General features: G+C 74.2%; 21 protein-coding genes and 3 pseudogenes. 13 read left to right on the top strand and 11 right to left on the bottom strand.

The features are described from left to right. Nucleotides 1–160: 160 nt before the first annotated feature. Complete coding sequence (locus tag ACIRYZ_RS29490) at nucleotides 161–952, bottom strand: hypothetical protein (RefSeq protein ID WP_402949887.1); 792 nt, start codon at nucleotides 950–952, stop codon at nucleotides 161–163. After that, nucleotides 949–1,257: a PadR family transcriptional regulator gene (locus tag ACIRYZ_RS29495; protein ID WP_402949889.1), complete on the bottom strand. Its 309-nt coding sequence runs from the start codon at nucleotides 1,255–1,257 to the stop codon at nucleotides 949–951. Before ACIRYZ_RS29495 ends, ACIRYZ_RS29490 begins: the two co-directional genes overlap by 4 nt. Nucleotides 1,258–1,336: 79 nt before the next feature. Between ACIRYZ_RS29495 and ACIRYZ_RS29500 the strand changes: the two genes are divergently transcribed. The 3 genes from ACIRYZ_RS29500 to ftsH all read left to right on the top strand — a co-directional run bounded on the left by ACIRYZ_RS29500 (nucleotide 1,337) and on the right by ftsH (nucleotide 4,768). Continuing rightward, nucleotides 1,337–1,633 (top strand): hypothetical protein, encoded by a 297-nt coding sequence (locus ACIRYZ_RS29500; RefSeq protein WP_402949892.1) that lies wholly within the window; start codon nucleotides 1,337–1,339, stop codon nucleotides 1,631–1,633. After that, the gene (locus ACIRYZ_RS29505) at nucleotides 1,630–2,577 is read left to right on the top strand and encodes a hypothetical protein (RefSeq protein ID WP_402949895.1); all 948 of its coding nucleotides are present in this window, start codon (nucleotides 1,630–1,632) and stop codon (nucleotides 2,575–2,577) included. The genes ACIRYZ_RS29500 and ACIRYZ_RS29505 overlap by 4 nt, the downstream gene beginning before the upstream one ends. 172 nt (nucleotides 2,578–2,749) lie before the next feature. Beyond that, nucleotides 2,750–4,768: an ATP-dependent zinc metalloprotease FtsH gene (gene ftsH / locus ACIRYZ_RS29510; RefSeq protein WP_402949898.1), complete on the top strand. Its 2,019-nt coding sequence runs from the start codon at nucleotides 2,750–2,752 to the stop codon at nucleotides 4,766–4,768. On the opposite strand, the pseudogene ACIRYZ_RS29515 reads toward ftsH, so the two are convergent. Then, nucleotides 4,765–4,983 (bottom strand): annotated as a pseudogene (locus ACIRYZ_RS29515) (Lrp/AsnC ligand binding domain-containing protein); the annotation flags it as partial. The gene ftsH and the pseudogene ACIRYZ_RS29515 sit on opposite strands and share 4 nt — an antisense overlap. Here ACIRYZ_RS29515 and ACIRYZ_RS29520 point away from each other — a divergent pair. From ACIRYZ_RS29520 to ACIRYZ_RS29540, 5 genes and pseudogenes are all read left to right on the top strand, one after another. Next, nucleotides 4,964–5,779 (top strand): annotated as a pseudogene (locus tag ACIRYZ_RS29520) (SMP-30/gluconolactonase/LRE family protein); the annotation flags it as partial. The pseudogenes ACIRYZ_RS29515 and ACIRYZ_RS29520 sit on opposite strands and share 20 nt — an antisense overlap. A 2-nt stretch (nucleotides 5,780–5,781) precedes the next feature. Continuing rightward, a complete protein-coding gene (nadE, locus tag ACIRYZ_RS29525; protein ID WP_402949987.1) occupies nucleotides 5,782–6,615 on the top strand; it encodes an ammonia-dependent NAD(+) synthetase in 834 nt (277 codons plus the stop codon). Between the two features lie 145 nt (nucleotides 6,616–6,760). After that, nucleotides 6,761–7,228 (top strand): SAM-dependent methyltransferase, encoded by a 468-nt coding sequence (locus ACIRYZ_RS29530; RefSeq protein ID WP_402949988.1) that lies wholly within the window; start codon nucleotides 6,761–6,763, stop codon nucleotides 7,226–7,228. A gap of 3 nt (nucleotides 7,229–7,231) precedes the next feature. Next, on the top strand, nucleotides 7,232–7,999 hold the full coding sequence (locus ACIRYZ_RS29535) for an SDR family NAD(P)-dependent oxidoreductase (protein WP_402949901.1): 768 nt from the start codon (nucleotides 7,232–7,234) through the stop codon (nucleotides 7,997–7,999). Nucleotides 8,000–8,033: 34 nt separating this feature from the next. Then, nucleotides 8,034–9,386 carry a glycosyltransferase gene (locus tag ACIRYZ_RS29540; protein ID WP_402949903.1) on the top strand — a complete coding sequence of 451 codons (1,353 nt, stop codon included), beginning with the start codon at nucleotides 8,034–8,036 and terminating at the stop codon, nucleotides 9,384–9,386. Nucleotides 9,387–9,470: 84 nt separating this feature from the next. On the opposite strand, the gene ACIRYZ_RS29545 is transcribed toward ACIRYZ_RS29540, so the two are convergent. The 5 genes and pseudogenes from ACIRYZ_RS29545 to ACIRYZ_RS29565 all read right to left on the bottom strand — a co-directional run bounded on the left by ACIRYZ_RS29545 (nucleotide 9,471) and on the right by ACIRYZ_RS29565 (nucleotide 12,497). Then, nucleotides 9,471–10,205, bottom strand: a complete 735-nt coding sequence (locus ACIRYZ_RS29545) for a hypothetical protein (RefSeq protein WP_402949906.1) — start codon at nucleotides 10,203–10,205, stop codon at nucleotides 9,471–9,473. Between the two features lie 328 nt (nucleotides 10,206–10,533). Then, nucleotides 10,534–10,725 (bottom strand): annotated as a pseudogene (locus tag ACIRYZ_RS29550) (DUF885 family protein); the annotation flags it as partial. 77 nt (nucleotides 10,726–10,802) lie between these two features. After that, the gene (locus ACIRYZ_RS29555; RefSeq protein ID WP_402949908.1) at nucleotides 10,803–10,943 is read right to left on the bottom strand and encodes a zinc ribbon domain-containing protein; all 141 of its coding nucleotides are present in this window, start codon (nucleotides 10,941–10,943) and stop codon (nucleotides 10,803–10,805) included. A gap of 92 nt (nucleotides 10,944–11,035) precedes the next feature. Further along, nucleotides 11,036–11,950: an SDR family oxidoreductase gene (locus tag ACIRYZ_RS29560; RefSeq protein WP_402949911.1), complete on the bottom strand. Its 915-nt coding sequence runs from the start codon at nucleotides 11,948–11,950 to the stop codon at nucleotides 11,036–11,038. Between the two features lie 118 nt (nucleotides 11,951–12,068). Continuing rightward, nucleotides 12,069–12,497: a DUF5997 family protein gene (locus ACIRYZ_RS29565; RefSeq protein WP_402949914.1), complete on the bottom strand. Its 429-nt coding sequence runs from the start codon at nucleotides 12,495–12,497 to the stop codon at nucleotides 12,069–12,071. A 58-nt stretch (nucleotides 12,498–12,555) separates the two neighbouring features. Between ACIRYZ_RS29565 and ACIRYZ_RS29570 the strand changes: the two genes are divergently transcribed. Together ACIRYZ_RS29570 and ACIRYZ_RS29575 are read left to right on the top strand one after the other, a co-directional pair. Then, nucleotides 12,556–13,371: a LysR family substrate-binding domain-containing protein gene (locus tag ACIRYZ_RS29570; RefSeq protein ID WP_402949917.1), complete on the top strand. Its 816-nt coding sequence runs from the start codon at nucleotides 12,556–12,558 to the stop codon at nucleotides 13,369–13,371. Nucleotides 13,372–13,514: 143 nt separating this feature from the next. Next, on the top strand, nucleotides 13,515–13,934 hold the full coding sequence (locus tag ACIRYZ_RS29575; protein WP_402949990.1) for a YetF domain-containing protein: 420 nt from the start codon (nucleotides 13,515–13,517) through the stop codon (nucleotides 13,932–13,934). Nucleotides 13,935–13,959: 25 nt separating this feature from the next. Here ACIRYZ_RS29575 and ACIRYZ_RS29580 read toward each other — a convergent pair whose 3' ends face one another. After that, nucleotides 13,960–14,682 (bottom strand): rhomboid-like protein, encoded by a 723-nt coding sequence (locus ACIRYZ_RS29580; protein ID WP_402949920.1) that lies wholly within the window; start codon nucleotides 14,680–14,682, stop codon nucleotides 13,960–13,962. Nucleotides 14,683–14,786: 104 nt separating this feature from the next. Beyond that, nucleotides 14,787–16,136, bottom strand: coding sequence for a cytochrome P450 (locus ACIRYZ_RS29585; RefSeq protein WP_402949923.1), 1,350 nt, complete (start codon nucleotides 16,134–16,136; stop codon nucleotides 14,787–14,789). A 287-nt stretch (nucleotides 16,137–16,423) separates the two neighbouring features. Between ACIRYZ_RS29585 and ACIRYZ_RS29590 the strand changes: the two genes are divergently transcribed. After that, nucleotides 16,424–17,827, top strand: a complete 1,404-nt coding sequence (locus ACIRYZ_RS29590; RefSeq protein ID WP_402949926.1) for an amidase — start codon at nucleotides 16,424–16,426, stop codon at nucleotides 17,825–17,827. 60 nt (nucleotides 17,828–17,887) lie between these two features. Here ACIRYZ_RS29590 and ACIRYZ_RS29595 read toward each other — a convergent pair whose 3' ends face one another. After that, nucleotides 17,888–19,840 (bottom strand): FUSC family protein, encoded by a 1,953-nt coding sequence (locus tag ACIRYZ_RS29595; RefSeq protein ID WP_402949928.1) that lies wholly within the window; start codon nucleotides 19,838–19,840, stop codon nucleotides 17,888–17,890. A 471-nt stretch (nucleotides 19,841–20,311) separates the two neighbouring features. On the opposite strand from ACIRYZ_RS29595, the gene ACIRYZ_RS29600 reads away from it, so the two are divergent. Both ACIRYZ_RS29600 and ACIRYZ_RS29605 read left to right on the top strand, forming a co-directional pair. Continuing rightward, nucleotides 20,312–21,388, top strand: a complete 1,077-nt coding sequence (locus ACIRYZ_RS29600) for a phytanoyl-CoA dioxygenase family protein (protein WP_402949931.1) — start codon at nucleotides 20,312–20,314, stop codon at nucleotides 21,386–21,388. Continuing rightward, a complete protein-coding gene (locus ACIRYZ_RS29605) occupies nucleotides 21,370–22,683 on the top strand; it encodes a DUF6271 family protein (protein ID WP_402949934.1) in 1,314 nt (437 codons plus the stop codon). The genes ACIRYZ_RS29600 and ACIRYZ_RS29605 overlap by 19 nt, the downstream gene beginning before the upstream one ends. The last annotated feature ends 4 nt before the right edge of the window (nucleotides 22,684–22,687 follow it).

Here is a 22,687-nt window from a genome sequence, read left to right on the forward strand (position 1 = left end):
GCTGCTTGATCTTGATCGCCCCCGACCGGGGATGGCCGACGACGGTCACGGTCGGGGCTCCGACCTCCGCCGGCTCGGCCGCCTTGTTGACGATGTGGCCGGTGTTGGTGGGCCTGTGGACCACGGGCGATCGGGTCGGCCGAGGCCGGTCGACGGTGGCTCAGCTCCCGGTCTGGCGCAGGTCCCTGAGGGCTGCGGCGAGCGGCCAGGCGAGCAGGACCAGCAGGATTCCGGCGGTCAGCGCGGTGGCCGCGTGGTCGGCCGTCCAGGTGGCCAGCAGGGTGGAGCCGGCCAGCACCCCGGCGGTGGCGAGGGCGCCGAGGCCCAGCCTCAGCCGGAACGGGGACGGCGTGGCCAGCGCGGCCCGGCCCGCCGGGCCCGCCACCGTGCGGCAGGTCTGCAGGGCGCCGACGGCCAGCACCGTCCACCAGCAGGCGACGGCGGCGAAGCGGTAGTCACTGGCCGCGAGGGCCGAGCCGAGCGTGGAGTGCGCGAGCGCCACCAGGCCCGCGCCCGCCAGGGCCGGGGCGGTGAGGCGGCGGGCGGCGGTGGCGAGCAGGGCGCGCAGCGCGGCGGGGTCGCGGTGGGGGAACGGGGTGACCAGCGCCAGCCCGACCAGCAGCAGCGCCTGGCCGAGCGGCGCCGCCCAGGCGCCGCCGGGCGCGGCGGCCTGGCGGGCGCCCTGTTCGGCGGCCAGGGCGCCGACGAACCCGGTCGCCAGCGCGACGGCGAGGGCCAGGACGGCGGTTCGGTCGCGTCGTTGGGCGCGGTGGTCGGCGGGCCAGATGGCCGGGTGCAGCCACAGGTCCGCGATCGCGGCCAGCAGCCCGGGCCAGGCGCGCCAGTCGGCCGACCGCACCTCCTCCGCCAGTTCCTCGCCCCAGTGCTCGCGCATCGGCGCCGGGTAGAGCCGGAACAGGTCGACGGTCCGCCGCGGACGCCCGCCGCTCACGCGGGGTTGACCTTGAGGCTGGCCAGCCCGGCGGCGGCCACCTTCGCCATCGACCGCAGCTCCTGCTCCAGCAGCCGCCGGCCCTGCGGGGTCAGCCGTACCGGACGCTGGCGCGGCTGCGACCCGGCGTCGTCGGCGGGTTCGATGAGCTGCTTGGCCTCCAGGCGGGTCAGCGCCCCGTAGAGGCTGCCGGGGCCGAGCTTCTGACCGACCAGCCGCTCGATGGCGGCGTTGACGGCGTAGCCGTGCAGCGGCCCCTCGGCCAGTGCGCAGAGCACCAGCGTCTGTGCGTCGTACGCCTGCATGGGCGCTCACTCCCTCGGATGCGACTCTCCGGGCCACGATACTACGTGACAAGTACTACGCGGCGTGTACTATTCCGGCGTGGTCGAGGCGCAGCCGCCGGCGACCGAACATGCCGTGGAGGTGGGGGAGTTGACGCGCAGATGGGGATCGGTGCGGGGATGGGGATGGCTGCCGGTCGCGGCGGCACTGGCCGTGGTCGCGCTGGTGGCCGTACGGATGCCGACCGGGGTGATGGGCACGCTCGGCCGGATCCTCCCGGCGGAGTACCAGCTCGCGCGGCACGCGGCGCCGGGGTTGCCCTGGCTGCCGGACCTGCTGGTGCGCGGCGGGAAGGGCGACGGGAAGGTCGGCGGGAAGGACGGTGGGCCGCGATGAGCGGGGCGCAGCGGCGCGCGCTGTGGGGCGCCCTCGCCCTGGCGCTGGCGTTCACCGGCTTCGCCTACTCGACGACCCAGGTGCGGCTGCTGCGGGCGGCGAGCCCCTGGCAGGCGGATCCGTACGACGCGGTGGTGTCCTTCACGCTCTTCCTGGTCCCCGCGCTCACCGCGCTGACGGCAGTACGGGCCTGGCTTTGCCGGGGCGGCGGGCCGCAGCCCGGCTACCGGGTGGACCAACTGCTGAGGGCGGCCCGGCTGGGTGTCGCGCTCGTCGCGGCGACCGTCGCCACCGATGCGACCGCCGCGGCCCTGCGGGCGGAGCGCGAGCTGTGGGACGGGCGGACGGCCTGGCTGATCGCCGCCCTGCTGCTACTGGCGTCGGGCGCCGGCTGGTGCCTGGTCCTGCTGCGGCGGGCCGGGCGGGAGGTGCCGCCCGAGGAGCGGCGGCGCCCGGGCGGCGACTGGCTGGACGATCTCGCCCTGCTCGCGGCGCCACTGGCCGACCTCGGGGCCACCACCCGCTTCCTGCGCCGCCACGTCGTGGCCGCCGCGGCCGGGCTGAGCCTGCTGGCCGGCGCGCTGGTGGTCACCGGACAGGCGGTCGGCGAAGGCTGGCCCGGCCGGCAGCTGGCCCTGGCCGAACTCGCCGTCTTCTTCAGCGGGTTCTTCGCCTTCTGCCTGCTCTGCGACGCCCTCCTGATGATCGCTGTGACGCCGCGCAAGCCCGGTGCGGGGCGGGCCGCCGCCTTCGCCGCCGCGCTGGCGGTGCCGGTGAGCGGCGGCTTGCGGGACGCGCTGTGGTCGCTGGTCGGGTTGCCGGGTGCGGTGGACTCGGCGGTCAGGCTGTTGGGGCTGATGGCCGGGTGTGCGGTGTTCGTGGGCGCGGCGACCCTGGCCGCGGTGCGGGTGCGGGTGGCGAGATCGCCCAGTACGGCCGGCTGACCCTGCCCGGGCCGGCGGAGGCTGTGGGGCGGTGGCCGAACGCGTCGGACGGGCGGCTCGCGTTCGGCCGGTACCTGTTCGGCCTCCCGTCCGGGCCCGGAGCGTCCGACCATGGAGAGGAAGGCCCCCGAGAGGGACTCCGGGTAGCGGCACCGAGAGGCGGTGAGCGTGGATGATCGTACGAACGCGGCTGCGGGCTGCCCGCCACCCCGCGACCCCGCCCGGCACGGGACCCGGCTCCGGCCCCGGCGGCCCCGGCAAGGGCCCGGGTCCATGGCAGCGGCCGGGCCCCGGCCCCGGTGGCACCCCGCCCAAGCCCCCCGCGCCCTCGTGGCGCCGCTGGCTGCTGCCCGTCGCCGTCCTCGCCACTCTGCTCCTGCTCGCCCTGTTCTCCAAGTCCGCCCCGACCGGCGCCCGCTACGGCTACACCGACTTCCTGAACCGGGTCGACGCCGGCCAGGTGCAGACCGTGGACGTCAGCGACACCGGCGGGGTGAGCGGCACGCTCAAGGACGGCACCCGCTTCACCAGCCAGATCCCCACCGCCCTGGACACCTCCCAGCTCAGCCACGCGCTCTCCGACCAGCACGTGAACATCACCGCCAGCCACTCCGGCAACGGCAGCTCGCTCTGGTCCACCCTGCTGCTGTTCCTGCCGCTGCTGATCTTCGGCGGGCTGTTCCTCTGGTCGGGCCGGATGGCCGCACGAACGCTCGGCGGCGGGCTGAGCGCGATCGGCCGCTCCCGGGCGAAGATCATCGAGGCCGAGCGGCCCGCCACCGGCTTCGCCGATGTGGCCGGGTACGAGGGGGTGAAGCAGGAGGTCAGCGAGGTGGTCGACTTCCTGCGCAGCCCGGAACGGTACGCCGCCGCCGGAGCCAAGGGGCCACGCGGGGTGATCATGGTCGGCCCGCCCGGCACCGGCAAGACGCTGCTCGCCCGGGCGGTCGCCGGGGAGGCCTCGGTGCCGTTCCTCTCGGTGACCGGCTCCGGTTTCGTGGAGATGTTCGTCGGTGTCGGCGCCTCCCGGGTCCGCGACCTGTTCGAGGAGGCCCGCAAGCGCGCGCCGTCCATCATCTTCATCGACGAGATCGACGCGGTCGGCGGCCGCCGTGCGGGCGGCTCCCGGATCGGCGGCAACGACGAGCGCGAGCAGACCCTCAACCAGCTCCTGTCCGAGATGGACGGCTTCGACCAGAGCACCGGGATCGTCGTCATCGCCGCCACCAACCGGCCGGACGCCCTCGACCCGGCCCTGCTGCGCCCCGGCCGGTTCGACCGGCAGGTCACCGTGCCGCTGCCCAACCAGGCCGAGCGGGCGGCCATCCTCGCCGTGCACACCCGGGGAAAGACCCTCGCTCCGGATACCGACCTGGACCGGATCGCCCGCGGCACCCCCGGCTTCTCCGGCGCCGACCTCGCCAACCTGGTCAACGAGGCCGCGATCAACGCGGTCCGCGCCGAACGCGCCACCATCACCGCGACCGACCTCGACGACGCCCGCGACCGGGTGCTGCTCGGGCGCCGGGAGTCCTCCAACGCGCTGCTGCCCGAGGAGCGGCAAGCCGTCGCCGTGCACGAGTCCGGGCACGCGCTGATGGCCGCGCTGTGCGAGCACGCCGACCCGGTCGCCAAGGTGACCATCCTCCCGGCGGGAGTCGCACTCGGCGCCACCGAGCAACTCCCCGAGGCCGAGCGGCACCTGTACAGCGAGAGCTATCTGAACGATCTGCTCACCGTCCAACTCGGCGGACGGGCCGCCGAGTTGGTGGTCTTCGGTGAGGGTTCGACGGGCGCCGCCAACGACCTCGCCAACGCCACCTCGGTGGCCACCCGGATGGTTCGCGAGTTCGGCCTCTCCCCGGACCTCGGCCCGGTCGGCTACTCCAGCGGTTCCCCGCAGTACCTCGGCGAGCACCCCGAGGACCTGCTGCGCCGCCCGTACTCCGAGCAGACCCAGCGCGCGGTGGACGAGGCGGTGGCCGCGCTGCTGCGCGGTGCCGAGCGCCGGGCCGTCGGGCTGCTGCACGAACACCGGCACCACCTGGACGAGTTGGCGGAGCTGCTGGTCGCCCAGGAGACCGTGGACGGCCGCGTGGTGCTGGACATCCTCCGGCATCCCGCGCCCGCGCCTGGGGTCGGGGCCGAGACCGCGAGCGAGGCCGAGACTGCGACCGAGGCCGAGGTCTAAGGCTTGGGCGGGCGCTCGAAGAAGGTCTCCAGCACCACCGTGGCCTGGGTGCCGTTCACGCCCTCGATCGCGTAGAGGCGGCGCAGCACGTCCTGGAGCTGCTCGGTGGTGGCCGTGCGCACCTTGACCAGCACCGAGGCGCTGCCCGCGATGATGTGCGCCTCCTCGATCTCCGGGACGGCGGCGAAGGCGGCGGCCGAATCGCCCATCCAGGCCTGGCGGCAGGTGATCTGGAGCGACATCCCCAACGACCGCCTGCTGCGCTGGGACGAGGCCACCGGCACCGTCGGCGTCTTCCGCTCCCCGGCCGGCCACCCCAACGGCAACACCCTCGACCGCGAGGGCCGTCTGATCGGCTGCGAACAGGGCAACCGCCGGGTCACCCGCACCGAACACGACGGCAGGATCACCGTCCTCGCCGACCGCTACCGGGGCAAGCGGCTCAACTCGCCCAACGACGCCGTCGTCGGCTCCGACGGCGCGATCCGGTTCTCCGACCCGGACTTCGGCATCACCGGCGACTACGAGGGCCACCGCGCCGAGCCCGAGATCGGCGCCCGCAACGTCTACCGGATCGACCCGCACAGCGGCGAGGTCCGGCTCGCCGCCGACGGCTTCGAGGGGCCGAACGGACTGGTCCTCTCCCACGACGAACGGCGGCTCTACGTCAACGACAGCCGGGCCGGGCACATCCGGGTCTTCGACGTCGGCGCGGACGGCACCCTCGGCGGCGACCGGATCTTCGTCGGCGGCGACGGCCACCGGTTCGACAACATCCGCTTCGACCTCGACGGCCGGCTCTGGGCGGCCGCCTTCGAGGACGGCGTCCACTGCTACGCGCCCGACGGCACCCTCATCGGCCGTATCCTCGTCCCCGAGCCCGTCTCCAACATCACCTTCGGCGGCCCGAAGAACAACCGCCTGTTCATCACCGCCACCACCTCGCTGTACTCGCTGGTGACGACGATGACGGGCACCCACCGTGTGACCTTCCCCAAGGAGTCGGCATGACCGTGACCCCGCCCGCGGACCTCCAGCGGCAGATCGCCCTCGCCCTCGGAGTGGCGCCCGTCCCCGACCCCGCGAAGGAGGCCGAGCGGCGGGTGGCCTTCCTGGCCGAGCAGCTGCGGGCCTCGGGTGCGCGCACCCTGGTGCTGGGCATCAGCGGCGGCGTCGACTCCACCACCACCGGGCGGCTCTGCCAGCTCGCCGTCGAGCGGCTGCGGGCCGAGGGGCACCGGGCCGGCTTCACCGCGATGCGGCTGCCCTACGGCGTCCAGGCGGACGAGGCGGACGCCCAGCGCGCGCTCGACTTCATCCGTGCCGACGAGGTGCTGACCGTCGACATCAAGCCCGCGACCGACGCCGCCCTGGACGCGCTGCTGGCGGCCGGGCTGACCTTCACCGACCACGCCCACGAGGACTTCGTGCGCGGCAACGTCAAGGCCCGCCAGCGGATGGTGGTCCAGTACGCGGCCGCCGGCGCCTCCGGCGGCCTGGTCGTCGGCACCGACCACGCGGCCGAGGCCGCCGTCGGCTTCTTCACCAAGTACGGCGACGGCGCGGCCGACGTCATGCCGCTCTCCGGGCTCACCAAGCGCCAGGTGCGCTCGATCGCCGCGGTGCTGGGCGCGCCCGCCGAACTGGTCGGCAAGATCCCCACCGCGGACCTGGAGAACCTCGCCCCCGGCCGCCCCGACGAGGAGGCCCTCGGCGTCGAGTACGACGCCCTGGACGACTTCCTGGAGGGCCTGCCGGTCAGCGAGGAGGTGTTCGACACCGTCCTCGGCCACTACCGCCGCACCGAGCACAAGCGCGGCCTGCCGATCACCCCGGGCCAGGCCTGACCGGCCGGGTGTCCCGGGTGCCTGAACCGCCGGACCCGATGCGGCGGCCGATGGGCCGGTGACCCCCTTGATCGTCGGGGCGTGAGCCCGGTTACGGTACCGGGTGAACGATCGTTAGCTCGAAGGGGGAGTCGGCGTGGAAGAAATGACGGTGCGTCCGGTGGGACGGGTGGTCGGCGGACGGGAGGACGTCCGGGACGACGACTGGGGGAGCGTCGGGGCGGTGATCCGGCTGGACGGCGGGCAGTTCGGGGAGGAGGCGCTGTACGGGCTGGCGGACTTCTCGCACCTGGAGGTGGTGTACCACTTCGACCGCGTCCCGGCGGGGAAGGTCGAGACCGGCGCCCGCCACCCGCGCGGCAACACCGACTGGCCGCTGGTCGGCATCTTCGCCCAGCGCGGCAAGAACCGCCCCAACCGGCTCGGGGTCTCCCGCTGCGCGCTGGTCCGGGTGGACGGACTGGAGCTGCACGTCACCGGCTTGGACGCGGTGGCCGGTACGCCGGTGCTCGACATCAAGCCGTACATGGGCGAGTTCGGCCCGCGCGGGGAGGTCCGCCAGCCCGCGTGGTCGACGGAACTGATGCGTGCCTACTACGACGGCGAGGCCTGACCGGTGGCCCAGGAGCGACTCGCGGTGGTGTCCGGCGGCGGGACCGGGATCGGGCGGGCGATCGCCGCCCGGCTGGCCGGGGACGGGAACCGGGTGGTGATCCTCGGCCGCCGGGCGGCCGTGCTGGAGCAGGCCCGGGAGGAGATCGAGCGGGGCGCCGGAGCGGGCACGGTCGTGCCGCTGGCGGGCGACCTGACCGACCCGGCAGCGGTCGGGGCGGTGGCCGCCCGGATCGCCGGACTCGGGCCGGTGGACGTGCTGGTGAACAACGCGGGCGCGATCATCACCCCGCCCGAGGACGACAGCCTGGCCGCCCTGGCCGCGTCCTGGCGGCGGGACCTGGACACCAACCTGCTCACCGCCGTGCTGCTGACCACCGCCCTCCAGGGCGCGCTGCGCCGCCCCGGCGGCCGGCTGGTGGTGATCAGCTCGGCGGCCGCCCAACGCGGCGGTGCGGGCCCGCACTCGGCCGGTTCGTACGCCGCTGCGAAGGCCGCCCTGCACGGCTGGGCCTTCGGCCTGGCGCGGCAGTTGGGGCCGGACGGGATCACGGTGAACGTGCTGGCGCCCGGCTACGTCGAGGACACCGAGATCTTCGGAGCCGACCGGGACGAGGAGTTCCACGCCCGGAAGATCGCCGACACCCTGGTCGGCCGGGCCGGCACCCCCGAGGACGTGGCCGAGGCGGTCGCCTACCTCGCCTCCCCGGCGGCCGGCTACCTCACCGGGCAGGTGATCGGCCTGAACGGCGGTGCGGTACTGGGCAGATGAGCCGTTCATCGGTCGTCTACCGCCCCTGCCTACGGTGAGTCGCAGAACGAGCAGAACGCACCGGGCCCGAACACAGGAGTTTCCGCTGTCCAGGATCATCACCACCGCCCTGCCCGCGCACGGGCACGTCAGCCCGTTGCTGGCGATCTCCGCCGACCTCGCCACGCGCGGCCACGAGGTGGTCTTCCTCGGCGGTTCGCGCTTCGCGGGCGCCGCCGAAAGGGCGGGGGTGCGCTTCGTCGCGCTGCCCGCCGAGGCCGACTGGGACGACCGCGACCTCGACGCGTTCTTCCCCGGCCGGGCGAGCCTGCCGCCCGGGCCGGAGCGGATCGCCTTCGACGTCCAGCACGTGTTCCTCGACCCGATCCCGCACCAGTACCGGGCGCTGCTCGCGCTGCTGGAGGAGTTCCCGGCCGATGCGGTGATCGCCGACGCCTTCGTCCAGGGCGCCCTGCCGCTGGCCCTCAGCCGGCCGCGGGCGGAGCGCCCGGCCCTGATCGGCATCGGCCTCACCCCGGCGATGCTGCCGAGCGTGGACACCGCGCCGTTCGGGCTGGCGCTGCCGCCGCTGCCGGGGGAGGAGGGCCGGGCCCGCAACCGGGCCCTGCAGGAGGAGATGGACCGGCGCGGCGAGCCGCTGCGGCGCCACGCCGAGAAGGTGTTCGCGGGGGTGGGCGTCCGGCTGCCGGAGGGCCCGCGCGGGCAGGCGCAGGTGACGGTGCCGGACGAGTACCTGCAGCTCACCGTGCCGGGCTTCGAGTACCCGCGCAGCGACGCGCCCGCCACGTACCGGCTGATCGGCGCGCTGCCGGGCCTCGTCGGCGACGAGCGGCCGCTGCCCGGGTGGTGGGACGAGGTGACCGACGAGCGGCCGGTCGTGGTGGTCACCCAGGGCACGCTGGCCAACACCGACCTCGGCGAGCTGGTCGCCCCGACCGTCCGCGCCCTGGCGGACCGGGACGACCTGCTGGTGGTGGCCGCCACCGCCCGCCCGGACGGGCCGCAGCGGCTGGCCGAGCTGCTCGGCGGCAGCCTGCCGGGCAATGTCCGCGTCGCCGGGTACGTCCCGTTCGACCGGCTGCTGCCGCACACCGACGTGCTGGTGAGCAACGGCGGTTACGGCGGGGTGCAGACGGCGCTGCGGTACGGGGTGCCGCTGGTGGTGGCCGGGGCGAGCGAGGACAAGCCGGAGGTGGCGGCCCGGGTGGAGTGGGCGGGCGTGGGGCTGGACCTGCGGACCGACCGCCCGGCGCCGGAGGCGGTCGGCCGGGCGGTGGACCGGGTGCTCGGCGAGGGCCGGTTCCGCGAGCGGGCCCGTGCGCTGGGCGCGGAGTTCGCGGAGTACCGGCCGTTCGACACCATTGCCGAGCTGGTGGAGTCGCTGTAGCCCCGAGAGGCGCCGTGGCCCCGAGAGGCGCTGCGGTCCCAGAGGCGGCGCTGCGGCCCCGAACGTCGCCGGGGAAACGATTCGTCAGTCGCCGTCCGCGTCCGGCTCCGGGGTGGGCGCGGCGGCGGGCTTGAGGCCGACCTTGGCCTCGGCCGTGGTCCAGTCGGTGGCGATCGCGCTCTGGGCCGCGGCCAGGGTGACCTGCCCCTTGCAGATCGCGGTGTGCAGGTGGGTCTCCACCGAGTCCTTGGGGTTGTTCGGGCCCTTGCCCGGGACGTGGCCGGGGGAGGGCGGCTGGATCCACAGGTTGCGCGGGTCGTTGGGGTCGCCGCCGAGCTGCAGGCTGATCAGGTGGTCGTACTCGGCGTCGCCCATCGGACCGGTGTAGCCGTAGGACTTGGCGTTCTCGGCCTTCTCCTTGCCGGTGATGTTCGCCGACGGGCGGATGGTCGAGGTGTAGCCGCCCGGCTTGCAGATGGTGTCGTTGATGTTGCCCTGGTTGACCGCCGGGCTGATCGCGCCCGGGGTGCAGTTCGGGTCGGGCAGCGGCTGCTTGTCCGCGGTGTAGCGGAAGTGGCAGCTGCCCGCCGCGGGCTGCGGCTGGACGTCGTACGAGGGCTTCGGGCCGGGCCCGGTCACGATCGCGGCCGGGGCGGGCTGGGCGGCGTCGCCGCCGGCCGTCGGGGCGGAGCTGTGGGCGCTCGCCTTGCCGTGGCCGGTGTCCTTGGCGGTGTGGCCGCCGCTGGACGAGCAGCCTGCGGCTGCTGCGAGCAGGACGGCCGCGGCTATGGCGAGGGCGCCTCGGGCGGGAGCCGGCACGGAGTTCCTCCAGGTCGTTGCGGGTGCGCGTGCAGCCGGTCGGCGATGTGCCGATGGCCGCGCCAGCGGACACTACCGTGTGGAGGGGGCCGAACGGGTGACGCCACGTCCGGGCGCGGGAGGAGTGTCGCGGGCGCGCGGAATCGTTTCCGCACTCCTGACGTGACGGCAGGGCGCTCCCGCGACCCGACCTCGGGCACGGGGCGCTCGACTCGGTGCCGAGGACCGTCCGGTCTCTGAGCCCCCGTGGTGCCGGTGGGGGCAGGCATCCCCACCGGTACCGTCGCGGCCGGTGCGCGGCGATCCACTCGGTGATCAGGTCCTCCAGCACCCCGAGCGGCAGGCTGCCGTGCCCGATCAGCTGGTGGTGGAACTCGCGGATGTCGAAGCGCCCGTCGAGCGCGGCCCGGGCCCGCTCGCGGTGCCGGACGATCTCCCGACGGCCGATCAGGTACGTTGGTGGCCTGGCCCGGCCAGGCGAGGTAGCGGTCGAGGCGATCGCCTCGTACTCGTAAATCAACTCGACCCGGCCCTGAAGGGACCTGGCTTGTGGGTAGGGCGCGGCTGGCTGTCACCTCCCACGTCTGAGAGCTGCCGTCAGGCCGGCTCTGGGACGCATGACTGACGCCCCGCTGTCCACGCGGCAGCGCCGCGAGCGGCGATGTTGCGGGCACCGTTGAGGTCCGCGTGCATCATGACGCCGCAGGCGTGGCACGCGAACTCGGACGGCGCGGTCAATATGCGGCGGAGGGAGAGGAGTTCCGTCCGCGCGTGGTGAACGCGCCGCCGCCGAAGCGGAATTCAGGATTCAGCCGGATCGGGCGCGGTGCTCAGCGGTAGGCCTCCGGCGCGGCCGGCCGGCCCGCGTCCTGCACTTCGACCAGGTAGCGCCAGCAGTCCGGGCGGCTGCCGTCCCGGTCGGTGAAGCCGTACTCCCGGGCCAGCTGTCCGCTGGAGAGGGACCGGCCGTTCCAGCGGGCGACCTCCGGGTCGGCGGCCAGCGCGGCGACCGCCCGGCCGACGTAGTACGGGGTCTCCGAGATGCCGAAGTGCGGCTCCCGGGTCACGGCCTCGCGCCAGTTCTCCTCGGTCACGCCGAAGTGCTCCAGCATGATCTCGGAGCGTATCCACCCCGGGGTCAGGGCCACGGCGGTGGCGCCGCGCGGGCCGAGCTCGTGGCCCAGGGAGAAGGCCATCCGCAGGACGGAGGCCTTGGCCAGGTCGTAGAAGAAGGAGTTGCGGTAGGTGGCGCGGTTGTACTCCTCCGTGCCGTCCGTCATCTCCACCAGCAGGCCGCCCGGGTTCTTCAGCAGCAGCGGCAGGGCGTGGTGGCTGGTGATCGCGTGGGTCTCCACCGCCAGGCGCAGCAGCCGCAGGCCGTCGTCCAGGCTGTGCTCCCAGACCGGGGTGTTCCAGCCGAACAGCTTCTCGCCGCCCCAGATGTCGTTCACCAGGACGTCCAGCCGGCCCTGCTCGGCCTCGATCCGCTCCACCAGGGCGGCCACCTCGGCCGGGACCAGGTGGTCCGTCGGCACCGCGATGCCCCGGCCGCCCGCCGCGGTGACCAGCTCGGCGGTGTCCTCGATCGTCTCGGGCCGGTCGTACTCCGAGCGCTGCTGCCGGGTGGTGCGCCCGGTCACGTACACCGTCGCGCCCGCCGCACCGAGCTCCACCGCGATGCCCCGCCCGGCGCCCCGCGTCGCTCCCGCGACCAGGGCGATCCGACCGTTCAGTGTCGCCGCCATCTGCCTGCCCTCCCGAGTGGATGAACTCATGGCCGTGCCGGCGCCCGTCCGTGGACGAACGCCGGCACCATCCAAGCGCGGGGGTCTGACAAACGGCGCCGGGGCGCGCGTCAGCGGATCAGCGGGCCTGGGACTCCTTGGCGGCCTTCGCGGCGGCCTCGGCGGCCTCCTTCTCGTGCTTGGCCTTGATCCGGGCGTTCTCCTTGCGGACGTCCACCTGGTTGGCGCGCTCGTGCTGGAGCCAGAGCGGGTTCTCGGCCTTGACGGCCTCGATCTGCTCGGTGGTGAGCGCCTCGGTCACGCCGCCGCGGGCCAGGCCGGAGATCGAGATGCCGAGCTTGGCGGCGATCACCGGGCGGGGGTGCGGGCCGTTCTTGCGCAGCTCCTGGAGCCACTGCGGCGGCTCGGCCTGCAGCGCGTTCAGCTCCTCGCGGGAGACCACGCCCTCCTGGAAGCCGGTCGGCGCCGCGGCGAGGTAGATCCCCAGCTTCTTGGCCGCCGTCTCCGGCTTCATGGTCTGGCTGGTCTTCTGCTTGAGCGATGTCATGAGGACAAGGGTAAGGGAGTGCGCGGGCGCTTCCGGTCACGGTCGGTAGCCTTGCCCTGTGACAGACATGCAGGTGAACCCGTCCTTCCGGCTCGCGTACGTCCCGGGCGTGACCCCCGGCAAATGGGCCCGGGTCTGGGTCGAGCGGCTCCCGGACGTCCCGCTCGACCTCGTCGCGGTCCCCTTCGAGGAGGCCGAGCGGACCGTGCGGGAGGGCTCGGCGGACGCCGGGCTGATCCGTCTGCCGGTCGACAAGGACGTGCTCAGCGCGATCCCGCTGTACACCGAGACCACCGTCGTGGTCTTCCCCAAGGACCACTGGCTCGCCGCCGCCGAGGAGGTCACCCTCGACGACCTCGCCGAGGACGTGGTCTTCCACCCGCTCGACGACACCCTCGGCTGGGCCGCCGACGCCCTGCCCGGTCGCCCGGCCGTCGAGCGCCCGGCGACCACGGCGGACGCCATCGAGCTGGTGGCGGCCAACGTCGGCGTGCTGCTGGTGCCGCAGTCGCTGGCCCGGCTGCACCACCGGCGGGACCTCACCTACCGGCCGGTGCTGGAGGCGCCGCAGTCCCAGGTCGCGCTGTCCTGGCTGCAGGAGCGGACGACGGACCTGGTGGAGGAGTTCATCGGGATCGTCCGGGGGCGGACGGTCAACAGCTCGCGCGGGCGGGGCGCCGGGCAGGCCGCGGCCGCCCCGGCCGCTCAGCCGAAGAAGGCGGCGGCTCCGCGGAAGCCGCAGCAGCAGAAGGCGGGCGGGCAGCAGCGGGCCGGCGGGCAGAAGACGGGCGGCCAGAAGTCCGGTGCCCAGAAGCCCGGGGCCCGGGGCGGTGCGGCGGCGGCCCGGCGCGGCAAGCCGAAGCGGCGCTCGTAGCCGGGCGCGTGGCGTAGCGGCGGCCCCGTTCCGGACCGTGGTGGTGGGAGGAGCGGGGCCGTGTGGCACGACCTGATGGTCGTCCAGATTCCGATCTTGACATCCTCCCTCGGTTGAAGCCGGGGGATTCCAACACCGGTGGGGTGTTGAGGTTCACGGGCACTCGACCGCCGGCGCGGTGTTGCCCCTCCGGTACCGGAAGATGCCTTCCGGGGCCTTACGGCCTGTCCTACCGCGACGTTGGTTACGGCGTTGGTGACCGCGTTGCAGGTGAAGCCTGCACACTCGAAGTCGGCCTGGATCTTGCGCGACTTGTCCCCGGCGCGCTGCACCGCCTGGCGCTGCGCCCGTCCGAGCTGGAACACGTCGTTCGGCTCCAGAACGGCGACAACGTCAGCGACGTGGCCCGCGCCCGGCTGGAGCCGGACGGGCAACTGCTGGTCACCCTCCGGGCGGCCGAACAGAGCGCCACCAAGGGCGACGTCGAGGAGTTGCGGGAACGGCTGGCGGCGATCGAGCGGCTGCTGGCCGGCATGGCGGCCGGAGGCCGGCCGCCCCGCTGACGGCGAGGCGGTCGGCCGCGGCTGATCACCCCTTCGGGCCTGCGGCGGCGGGTGCGCCCGTGTGGTGGCGGGTGGTGGCGGCCGTGGTGGCGGCGAGGGCGAATCCGAGGGCGGCGGCGAGGAGGTGGCCGACGGTGGTGAACTCGGGGAGTGGGCCGGGCCATACGTGGTCGCTGCCGAGCGGCCAGGCGAGGACGAAGGCGGCCCAGGGCAGCCGGGCCCAGCGGGGCAGGGCGAGGACCGCGAACGCGAGGGCGGCCTGGGCGCCGTAGCTGATGCCGTAGTCCGATGCCGCGCGGACGCTCTCCGGGTACCAGTCCTGCCGCAGCGCGAGCAGGATGACCAGGGCGGTGATCAGGGTGGCGCCGACGTGCCCGGCGAGGAACACCGCGGCGGCGCGCAGCGTCCCGTAGCGGCGTTCGGCCCAGGCCAGGCCGACGACGATGCCGAGGCCGAGGGTGATCAGGGTGCCGCCGAAGCCGGTCGAGGTGACGTCGGTGAGCGTGCCGTCGTACAGCAGCGCGCTGCCGAACAGGGCCCTGATCGGGTGGTCGTGCAGGTTGTCCAGGTTGGTGCTGATGTAGTCCCGCAGGTCGTCGGCCCCCGCGTCGGAGAGCCCGTACTCGACCCAGGCGTGGCCGAGCAGGAGCAGGCCGACGTAACCGAACGTCAGCGGTGAGCGGCGCGGGTACGTCCGGACGGCGCGCAGCAGCCCGGTCAGGAGCCCCAACGGGGATCGAGCGTTCATGGTGTGATGGTGTCCCGGTCGAACGGCAGGTCCGGCCGGCGCACCTGTGGCCGGCCCCGCCGGGACAGTACCGAACTCCGACCACCGTGCGACCCGCGCGCCCCTCATCGCGCCCGGCGGGTCAGCGTCGCCGTGAAGGGGCGGGGGGACATCGAGGAGCCGCGGGCGGGGCGGACCGGGCGGCCGGGGGTGGGGGTGACGGTCCAGCGGGCGGCGACGGTGGCGATGGCGAGGGCGGCCTCGGTGGTGGCGAAGGCCTCGCCGATGCAGCGGCGGGCGCCGAGGCCGAAGGGGACGTAGGTGCCGGGGGCGGGGCGGGCGGTGGTGAGCCAGCGGTCGGGGTCGAAGCGGTCGGGGCAGGGGAACAGGTCGGCCCGGCGGTGCAGCAGGTAGGGGCTGAACAGGATGGTGGCGCCGGCCGGGATGCGGTGGCCGCCGAGTTCGGCGTCGGCGGCGACGGTGCGGCTGAGCACCCAGGACACCGGGTAGAGCCGCAGCGTCTCGCTGACGATCCGGGCGGTGAGCGGCAGCGCGGGCAGGTCCTCGTAGCGGGCGGGGCGCCCGTCGAGGACGGTGTCGAGTTCGGCGTGCAGGCGGTCGCGGATGGCCGGGTTGGCGGCGAGCAGGGTCCAGGCCCAGGAGAGGGTGGCGGCGGTGGTCTCCGTGCCGGCCAGCAGGAAGGTGACCACCTGGTCGTGGACCTCGGTGTCGGACAGGACGGTGCCGTTCTCGTCGAGGGCGCCGAGCAGCATGGAGAGCAGGTCGTCGCGGTCGGTGCCGGCGGCGCGGTAGTCGGAGATCAGCCGCTTGGTGATCTCGCGCAGGTTCCGCTCGGCGCGGCGGAAGCGACGGTTTCCGGGGGTGGGGATCCGGTCGGCGCCGGGGATCGGCAGCATGATCCGCCGGGCGACGCCCCGGGTGACCACGTCCATGCACTCGTGCACGGGCAGCGAGCCGGCCCGTTCGTGGGCGGCGAACAGGCAGCGGGCCGTGACGGCGGTGGTGAGGCGGTACATCGCGGCGGGCACGTCGATCACGTGGCCGTCACGCCAGTGGGCGGTGGTGCCGGCGATCTCCTCGGCCATCATGGCGGCGTAGCCGGGCAGCCGGTCGCGGTGGAACGCGGGTTGCAGCATGCGGCGTTGGCGCCGGTGGTCGGCGGCGGGGCAGGTGGCGAGGCCGTTGCCGAAGGCCTCGCGGGCCTTGTCGATGACGACCCCGCCCTTGTGGTACGTGTGGTCCTCGGTGAGCAGCCGGTGCACCAGGTCGGGGTGGCAGGCGACGTACGCGTCGAGCGGGCCGAGCCGGAGCCTGACCAGGTCGCCGTGGGCGGCCAGGCCGGCGATGAAGCCGAAGGGGCGGCGGACGAAGGCGGGGGCGTGGCCGAGCAGGGGGAGCGCGCCGGGGGCGGTGGCCGAGGTGTATCGGGCGGTTGGGTGGTACTGGGTGGTCAAGGGCGTCACCTCGGGTGGGGGATGGCCGGATCGATGGGCGATCTGGATCTTTCCCGGGGCCCGCCGGTGAAACGGTTCGTGACCGGCGGGTGGGGTGAACGCGGGGGCGCATGCCGAACGCCCGTGCGCCGTCCGGTGTTTGACGGATCGTGGTCCGGCTGCCGGAGGCGAGCCCCGGTGTCGGGGCTACCGGGCGGTGGTGTCGCGTGCCTACACTGCGAACTCCTGTGAGACTACCGGTCAGTACTACCGGGCAGTAGAAGGCCCGGCGGGGAATGGGGAGTTGAATGACCGACGAGCGGGCCCACGCGTTCACCGACGACGCCCTCGGCGCGCACGACGCGGTGGCGCTGGCCGCCCTGGTGCGGGCCGGCGAGGTCAACCCCCGCGAGCTGGTCGCCGCGGCCGTCGCCCGTGCCGGGCGGATCGACGGCGCGCTGCTGCCCGTCGCCCACGCCTCGTACGAACGGCCCCGGATCAGCCGGGAGGGCATCGGCGGCCCGCTCTGGGGCGTGCCGACCTACCTCAAGGACAACGTGGACCTGCGCGGCCTGCCGACCGCCATGGGCAGCGAGGCCTTCCGCGCCCGCCCGGCCCGCCGCAACGCGCGCTTCACCGACCAGTTCCTGGCCACCGGCCTGGCCGTGCTCGGCAAGACCCGGCTGCCCGAGTTCGGCCTCAACGCCTCCACCGAGTTCGCCACCGCCCAGCCGGTGCGCAATCCCTGGAAGCCCTCGCACTCGGCGGGCGCCTCCTCGGGCGGCTCCGCCGCGCTGGTCGCCGCCGGCGTCGTGCCGATCGCGCACGCCAACGACGGCGGCGGGTCGATCCGGATCCCGGCGGCCTGCTGCGGCCTGATCGGCCTCAAGCCCACCCGGGGCCGGCTGGTGACCAACGCCCAGGGCGGCAAGCTGCCGATCGACCTGGTCACCGACGGGGTGGTGACCCGCTCGGTGCGTGACACCGCCGCCTTCTTCGCCGCCGCCGAACGCCACCACCACAACCCGAAGCTGCCCCCGCTCGGCCTGGTCGAGGGCCCGGGCCGGCGCCCGCTGCGGATCGGGCTGGTGGTGGACTCGCCGATCGCCAAGACCGACGAGCCGACCCGCCGGGCGGTCGAGGAGACCGCCGCCCGGCTGGAGGCGATGGGCCACCGGGTCGAGCCGACCACCCTGCCCTTCGGCGAGGAGTTCTCCCGCGACTTCCTCTCGTACTGGGGCTACATCGCCTGGGTGATCGCGGTCACCGGCCGGCTGGTGCTCGACCCGAGCTTCCGCAGCGGTCGGCTGGACGGCCTGACCACCGGCCTGCGCCGCCGCTTCCAGGCCGAGTTCCCGCGCACCCCGGGCGCGCTGCGCCGGCTGCGCCGGGCCGAGGCGGTGTACGCGGGGATCTTCCGCGACCACGACGCGATCCTCTCCCCGGTGCTCGCCCACACCGCCCCGCCGATCGGCCACCTGAGCCCGAACGTGGCCTTCGACGAGCTGGTCGAGCGGCTGCTGCGCTACGTCGCCTTCACCCCGGTCAACAACGTGACCGGCGGCCCGGGCATCGCGCTGCCCACCGGGGCGGCGCCCGGCGGCCTGCCGATCGGGGTGCACCTGTCGGCCGCGCACGGGCAGGAGCAGCTGCTGCTGGAGCTGGCCTTCGCGCTGGAGGCGGACCGGCCCTGGCGGCGCATCCAGGACTGACCCGCGAGACGCCGCGACGGGGGGCACGGCGCCGCGACGGACCTCGCCGCGACCGGGGGGTCACGGCGCCGCGACCGACCTCGCCGCGTGCACCTCGTGGAGCAGCCGGGCCAGCGCGCAGTCCGGCGCCACCGCCTCCGGGTCGGCCGGGGGCAGCGGGGCGCCGGTGCGCAGCGCCTCGGCCAGGTCGGACAACTCCTGGGTGGCGGCGCCGACCTCCGCCGGGGTGGGCACGGGCGCGCCGTGCTCGACCCGTACCCGGGTGGCGGTGGTGGTGTCCACGATCCGCTCCACCGCGATCACCAGCGGCCACCAGGCCTCCGCCCGGGCGCCGACCGGCGGCGGCTCGGTGAGCGCCCGCTGGAACTCGCTGCGCACGGTGGACAGGTCCCGGTAGAGCCTCCGCCGGTAGCGGGCCCGGGCTGGTTCGTCGCGGCCGGGCGCGGTGGTGAAGGCCAGCGACACGTAGGAGGCGGTGTCCTGGACGGCGTCGGCCAGCCGGTCGCCGATCCGGGTGTGCCAGGACTCCGGCCACAGCAGGTAGCCGGCCAGCAGTGAGATGCCGCAGCCGATCAGCGAGTCGTAGAGCCGGGGCAGCACCAGGTGGAAGCCCTGGTGGTTGAGCAGGTCGGAGAGCAGCAGGATCACCGGGGTGATCGCCGCGGTCTGGAAGGCGTACCCCTTGACCGACAGCGCCGGGATCAGGGTGGCCAGCGCCGCCATCACCGGCACGTCCCACCAGCCGTGCGGCACCTCGGCCAGCACCGGAATGGCGATCAGCAGCCCGGCGGCCGTGCCGAGCGCGCGCAGCACCGCGCGGGAGAACACCGAGCCGAAGTCGGGCTTCATCACGAAGGTCACGGTCAGCGTCACCCAGTACGAGCGGGGCACCGCGATCACCGACACCAGTACCTGGGCCAGCCCGATGCACAGTGCCAGGCGCAGTCCGTACCGCCAGGACGCCCTGGACAGCAGCAGCGCCCGCGCGGCCCGCCGGGCCCGGACCTCCAGAGCGGCGGGCCGGCCGAGCCGGTCGTCGGAGGCGTACGGGTCCGGCTCGGCCTCGTGCACCACGGTGGCGGCGTGCCGGATCGCCTCGGCCAGCGCGCGGGTGGACGGGCCGCGCGGTTCGGGCAGGTCGGGCAGGGGCGCGGGGCCGGTGCGGCCCAGCTCGACGGCGGCGGCCAACTCGCGGACGGCGGCCGGGTAGCCGGGCGCCAGCGGGCCGAACTCGGGCGGGCGCAGGTGGACCGCCGAGGCGCCCTCGACCACCGGGACCACGGCGTTGAGCTGGGCGAGCAGCCGGACCAGGGTGGGGGAGCGGCCGTGCCGGCGGGCGCGGCGGGCCAGCAGCAGGTCGTAGGACTGGTTGAGCGCATGGGTGAGCTCACGCCGCTTGGCGTCGTAGCCGGGCGAGCCGGCGGCCTCCAGCATTTCGGCGACCGCCCGGTAGGTGCCCGCGACGATCCCGCGCTCGGGCGTGCCGCCGCGCAGCGGCCAGGCCAGCAGGGTGAGGGCGAGCACCACCAGGCCGCCGAGCAGCAGCAGGGCGGGCGGCAGCCACCAGGGGGAGGGCATCGGCAGGCCGGCCCCGATCACGGTGTTGAGCAGCAGGAGCAGTCCGGAGGCGGAGGCGACCGCGCCGATCGAGGAGATCATGCCGGAGACCAGCGCGACGACGGTCAGCACCACGACGGTCGTCCAGCCGGAGCCGTGTACCTGGGTGCCGGCCAGCACCCCGAGGGCGCCGATCAGCTGCGGCACGGCGATGTTGAACACCCGCATCCGGTAGGCGTCGGCGGTGTCCCCGATGACGCCGGACAGTGCGCCCAGCGACACCAGCGCGCCGTAGCCGGGCCGCCCGGTGGCGGTGCCCACCGCGAGCGGGGCGGCGAGCGCGACCGAGGAACGGGCCACCGCGGCCCAGGGGATCGGCGTGTCCCGGGGCCGCAGGCCCTCGGTCAGCCAGCCAGGCGGGGCCAGCCGGGTGGGTGCCAACCGGGTTCGTGCCACAGTCCCAAGCTACGGCGAGCGGGCGGGCGGCGCGGGCCCGGCGCAACGGTGCGCGGGGTGCCGGGGTTCACCGCTCCCGGTTATGTCAATTCCCGAAACATACCCGCCCTTATGTCGGCCTCCGAAACATAAAGCGAACCGCGAGAGGCGCTGTGAACTGCGCCGATTTCCCAATCGGCAACCCGAGGGAAAGGGTTGACACCATTAGTTGGTCTAGTCCAACGTATGGGGAGTGCGGTTCGGCAGGGGCTGATGCGAAGTGAGAGGCCCTGCCGGACGGGCGAGTTGGCCCTCCTGGCGTGGCGCTGTCCCGTGCTCGCGGACCGAGACGGGAAGGAGCGCACGCGCACGGGCGTCCGGTCCGCGCACCGAATTCCCCTTCCGGTCGAACGACCGGCCGTCGGCTCGCCGTGCCCGCACCGGGTGTCCGAGGCAGCGCCGCATCGACCACGAACCATGGAGTGACCGCCCATGCCGAGCCCTGACGAACACCCCGAGGGATATCTGTACCGGGCCGCCTCGCCGCGCCCCTACTTCAGCGCCGACACCGAGAGCTACCTCGCCCGCACCGGCCTGCGCGAGCTGCGCAAGGAGCGCCCGCTGCGGGTGCTCTCCGAGCAGGGCCACGCGCACTGGCAGACCTACGGCTACGTCGTGGTGAGGCAGGCGATCCCGGCCGAGGCCGCCGAGCGCCTGCTCGACTTCGCCTGGGACTTCCAGGGCCTGTCGCCCGACCGCCCCGAGGAGTGGTACCGCGAGCGCCACCACCGCGACGAGCTCGACCAGCACCTGCACATCTACGGCTTCGTCGAGGCCTACCACCACCAACTCATCTGGGACAGCCGCCAGTCGCAGCGCGTCTACGACGCCTTCGTGGACGTGTGGGACTGCGAGGAGCTCTGGGTCACCCTCGACCGGCTCAACCTCAACCCGCCGAACGTCCGCAACCGCGACCGCGCGCTCATCGAACCCACCGACAAGGGCTTCGACATCGAACTGCACTGGGACGTCGACACCACCCGGGGCATGCTGCCGCAGCGCGTCCAGGGCATCATCGCGCTCAACGACACCGAGCCCGACCACGGCGGCTTCCAGTGCGACCCGGAGCTGTTCCGCCGCTTCAACGCGTGGCAGGCTGCCCAGCCCGCCGACCGCGACCCGATCCGGCCGGCCGTCGACCGCGACGAGTTCCCGGTGATCCGGCCCGAGCTGAAGGCCGGCGACCTGCTGATCTGGAACGGCCTGCTGGCCCACGGCGTCGCCCGCAACACCTCGGCCGGCGGCGTGCGCGCCGTGCAGTACCTGTCGATGATGCCCGCCCTGGAGGAGGCCGAGCCGCTGCGCCGCTCCCGGGTCGAGTCCTGGCGCACGCTGAGCACCCCGGACTGGAACCGCACCCTGGTCGGGGACGCCGACAAGCCCGAGGCGCTGCGCTACGGGCCCGCCGAACTGACCGAACTGGGGGAGAAGTTGCTCGGCCTGCGGTCCTGGACCGGCCGTACCTTCGGGGAGCCCACGGGGGAGCGGGAATGCGCGCCGTCTGCCTGACCCTGCCCACCAACCGCGAGTGCGCGGGCACCATCACCTCGATCGGCGCCGAAGCCGCCTACGCCGCCCGGCGGTTCGGCGTCCAGGTGCACCTGCTGGTGCTCGACTCCGCCGACCCGCAGGCCCGCCGGCGCCACGCCGAGGCCGTCGCCGCGCTGCCGCCGGCCGAAGGCGTGCTCGTCCACCACCTGGACGAGGCGGCCCAACGCGCCTTCCTGCGCGAGGCGATCGAGCGCTCCGGCCTCGCCGGGCCGGACAAGCTGCTCGACCTGATGCTGCCCGACGCCGTCTCCTACGGCGCCTGCACCAACCGGGCCTTCCTGCTGGCCGCCGCGCTCGGCTGCACCTCGGTGCACCGTCGCGACTCCGACAGCCGATACCAACTGCTCGACGGCGAACCGGTGTTCCCGATCGAGCACGAGCTCGCCACGATCGGCGTCAGGGCCGCCGACGCGGCCGCCGCCGTCACCGAGCACACCCTCGACCCGGCGCACGCCGACAAGCCCGTCGCCCTGGTCGGCGCCTCCTTCATCGGCGAACTCTCCGTCGACCTCGGCGAGATCCGCGACCTCGACCCCGAGGTCTACCACGACGTGGTCGCGCTCTGGGCACCCGGCGCGGCCACCGAGGAGCAGAAGCGCGAACTCGTCGCCGAATCCTTCGTCGGCGCCGGCACCGAGCCCTTCATCGCCGACCGCGCCGTGCTCGACCGGCCCGACATCTGGCGGATCGACATGTGCAACATCGCCCTCGACCACGAGGTGTACGAGCGCGTCCCGCTGCCGCCCGCCACCGACACCATCGGCAGCGACTACTTCCTGCACCACCTGGTGCACGGCGCCACCCTTCCCGGGGTCACCCACAACCGGCACATCGTCAACTACTACACCCCGGAACGCCGCACCGGCTCCGGCTTCACCGCCTACCAGGGGCGCTACGCCAAGTTCCTGCTCGCCATGCTCTACCACCACCCGGTCTACTCCGAGATGGAGCTGGCCGGCGACACCCTGCTCGACGAGCGGCACCACGTCCGCCCCGAGGTGATCGCCGACTGCGCCCGCCGCAGCGCCGCGGCGGACCGCACCGAGAACCACCGGCGGCTCGCCGAACTCGACCGCTGCTACCGCCGACTCGGCGGGAAGTACGCCGAGTTCGCCGACCACCTGGCGCCCCGACGGGCGCGTCTGCTCGACGAGGCGCAGGCGGACATCGAGGACTTCGCGCTGCTGATCGACGCGTGGGGCCCGCTGGTGCGCGCGAGCAGGTCCACCCCCACCGAACGGCTGCCGCGTTAGCCGG

Source organism: Kitasatospora sp. NPDC101155, from assembly GCF_044768305.1.
In the GTDB taxonomy this organism is placed as follows: Bacteria; Actinomycetota; Actinomycetes; order Streptomycetales; family Streptomycetaceae; genus Kitasatospora.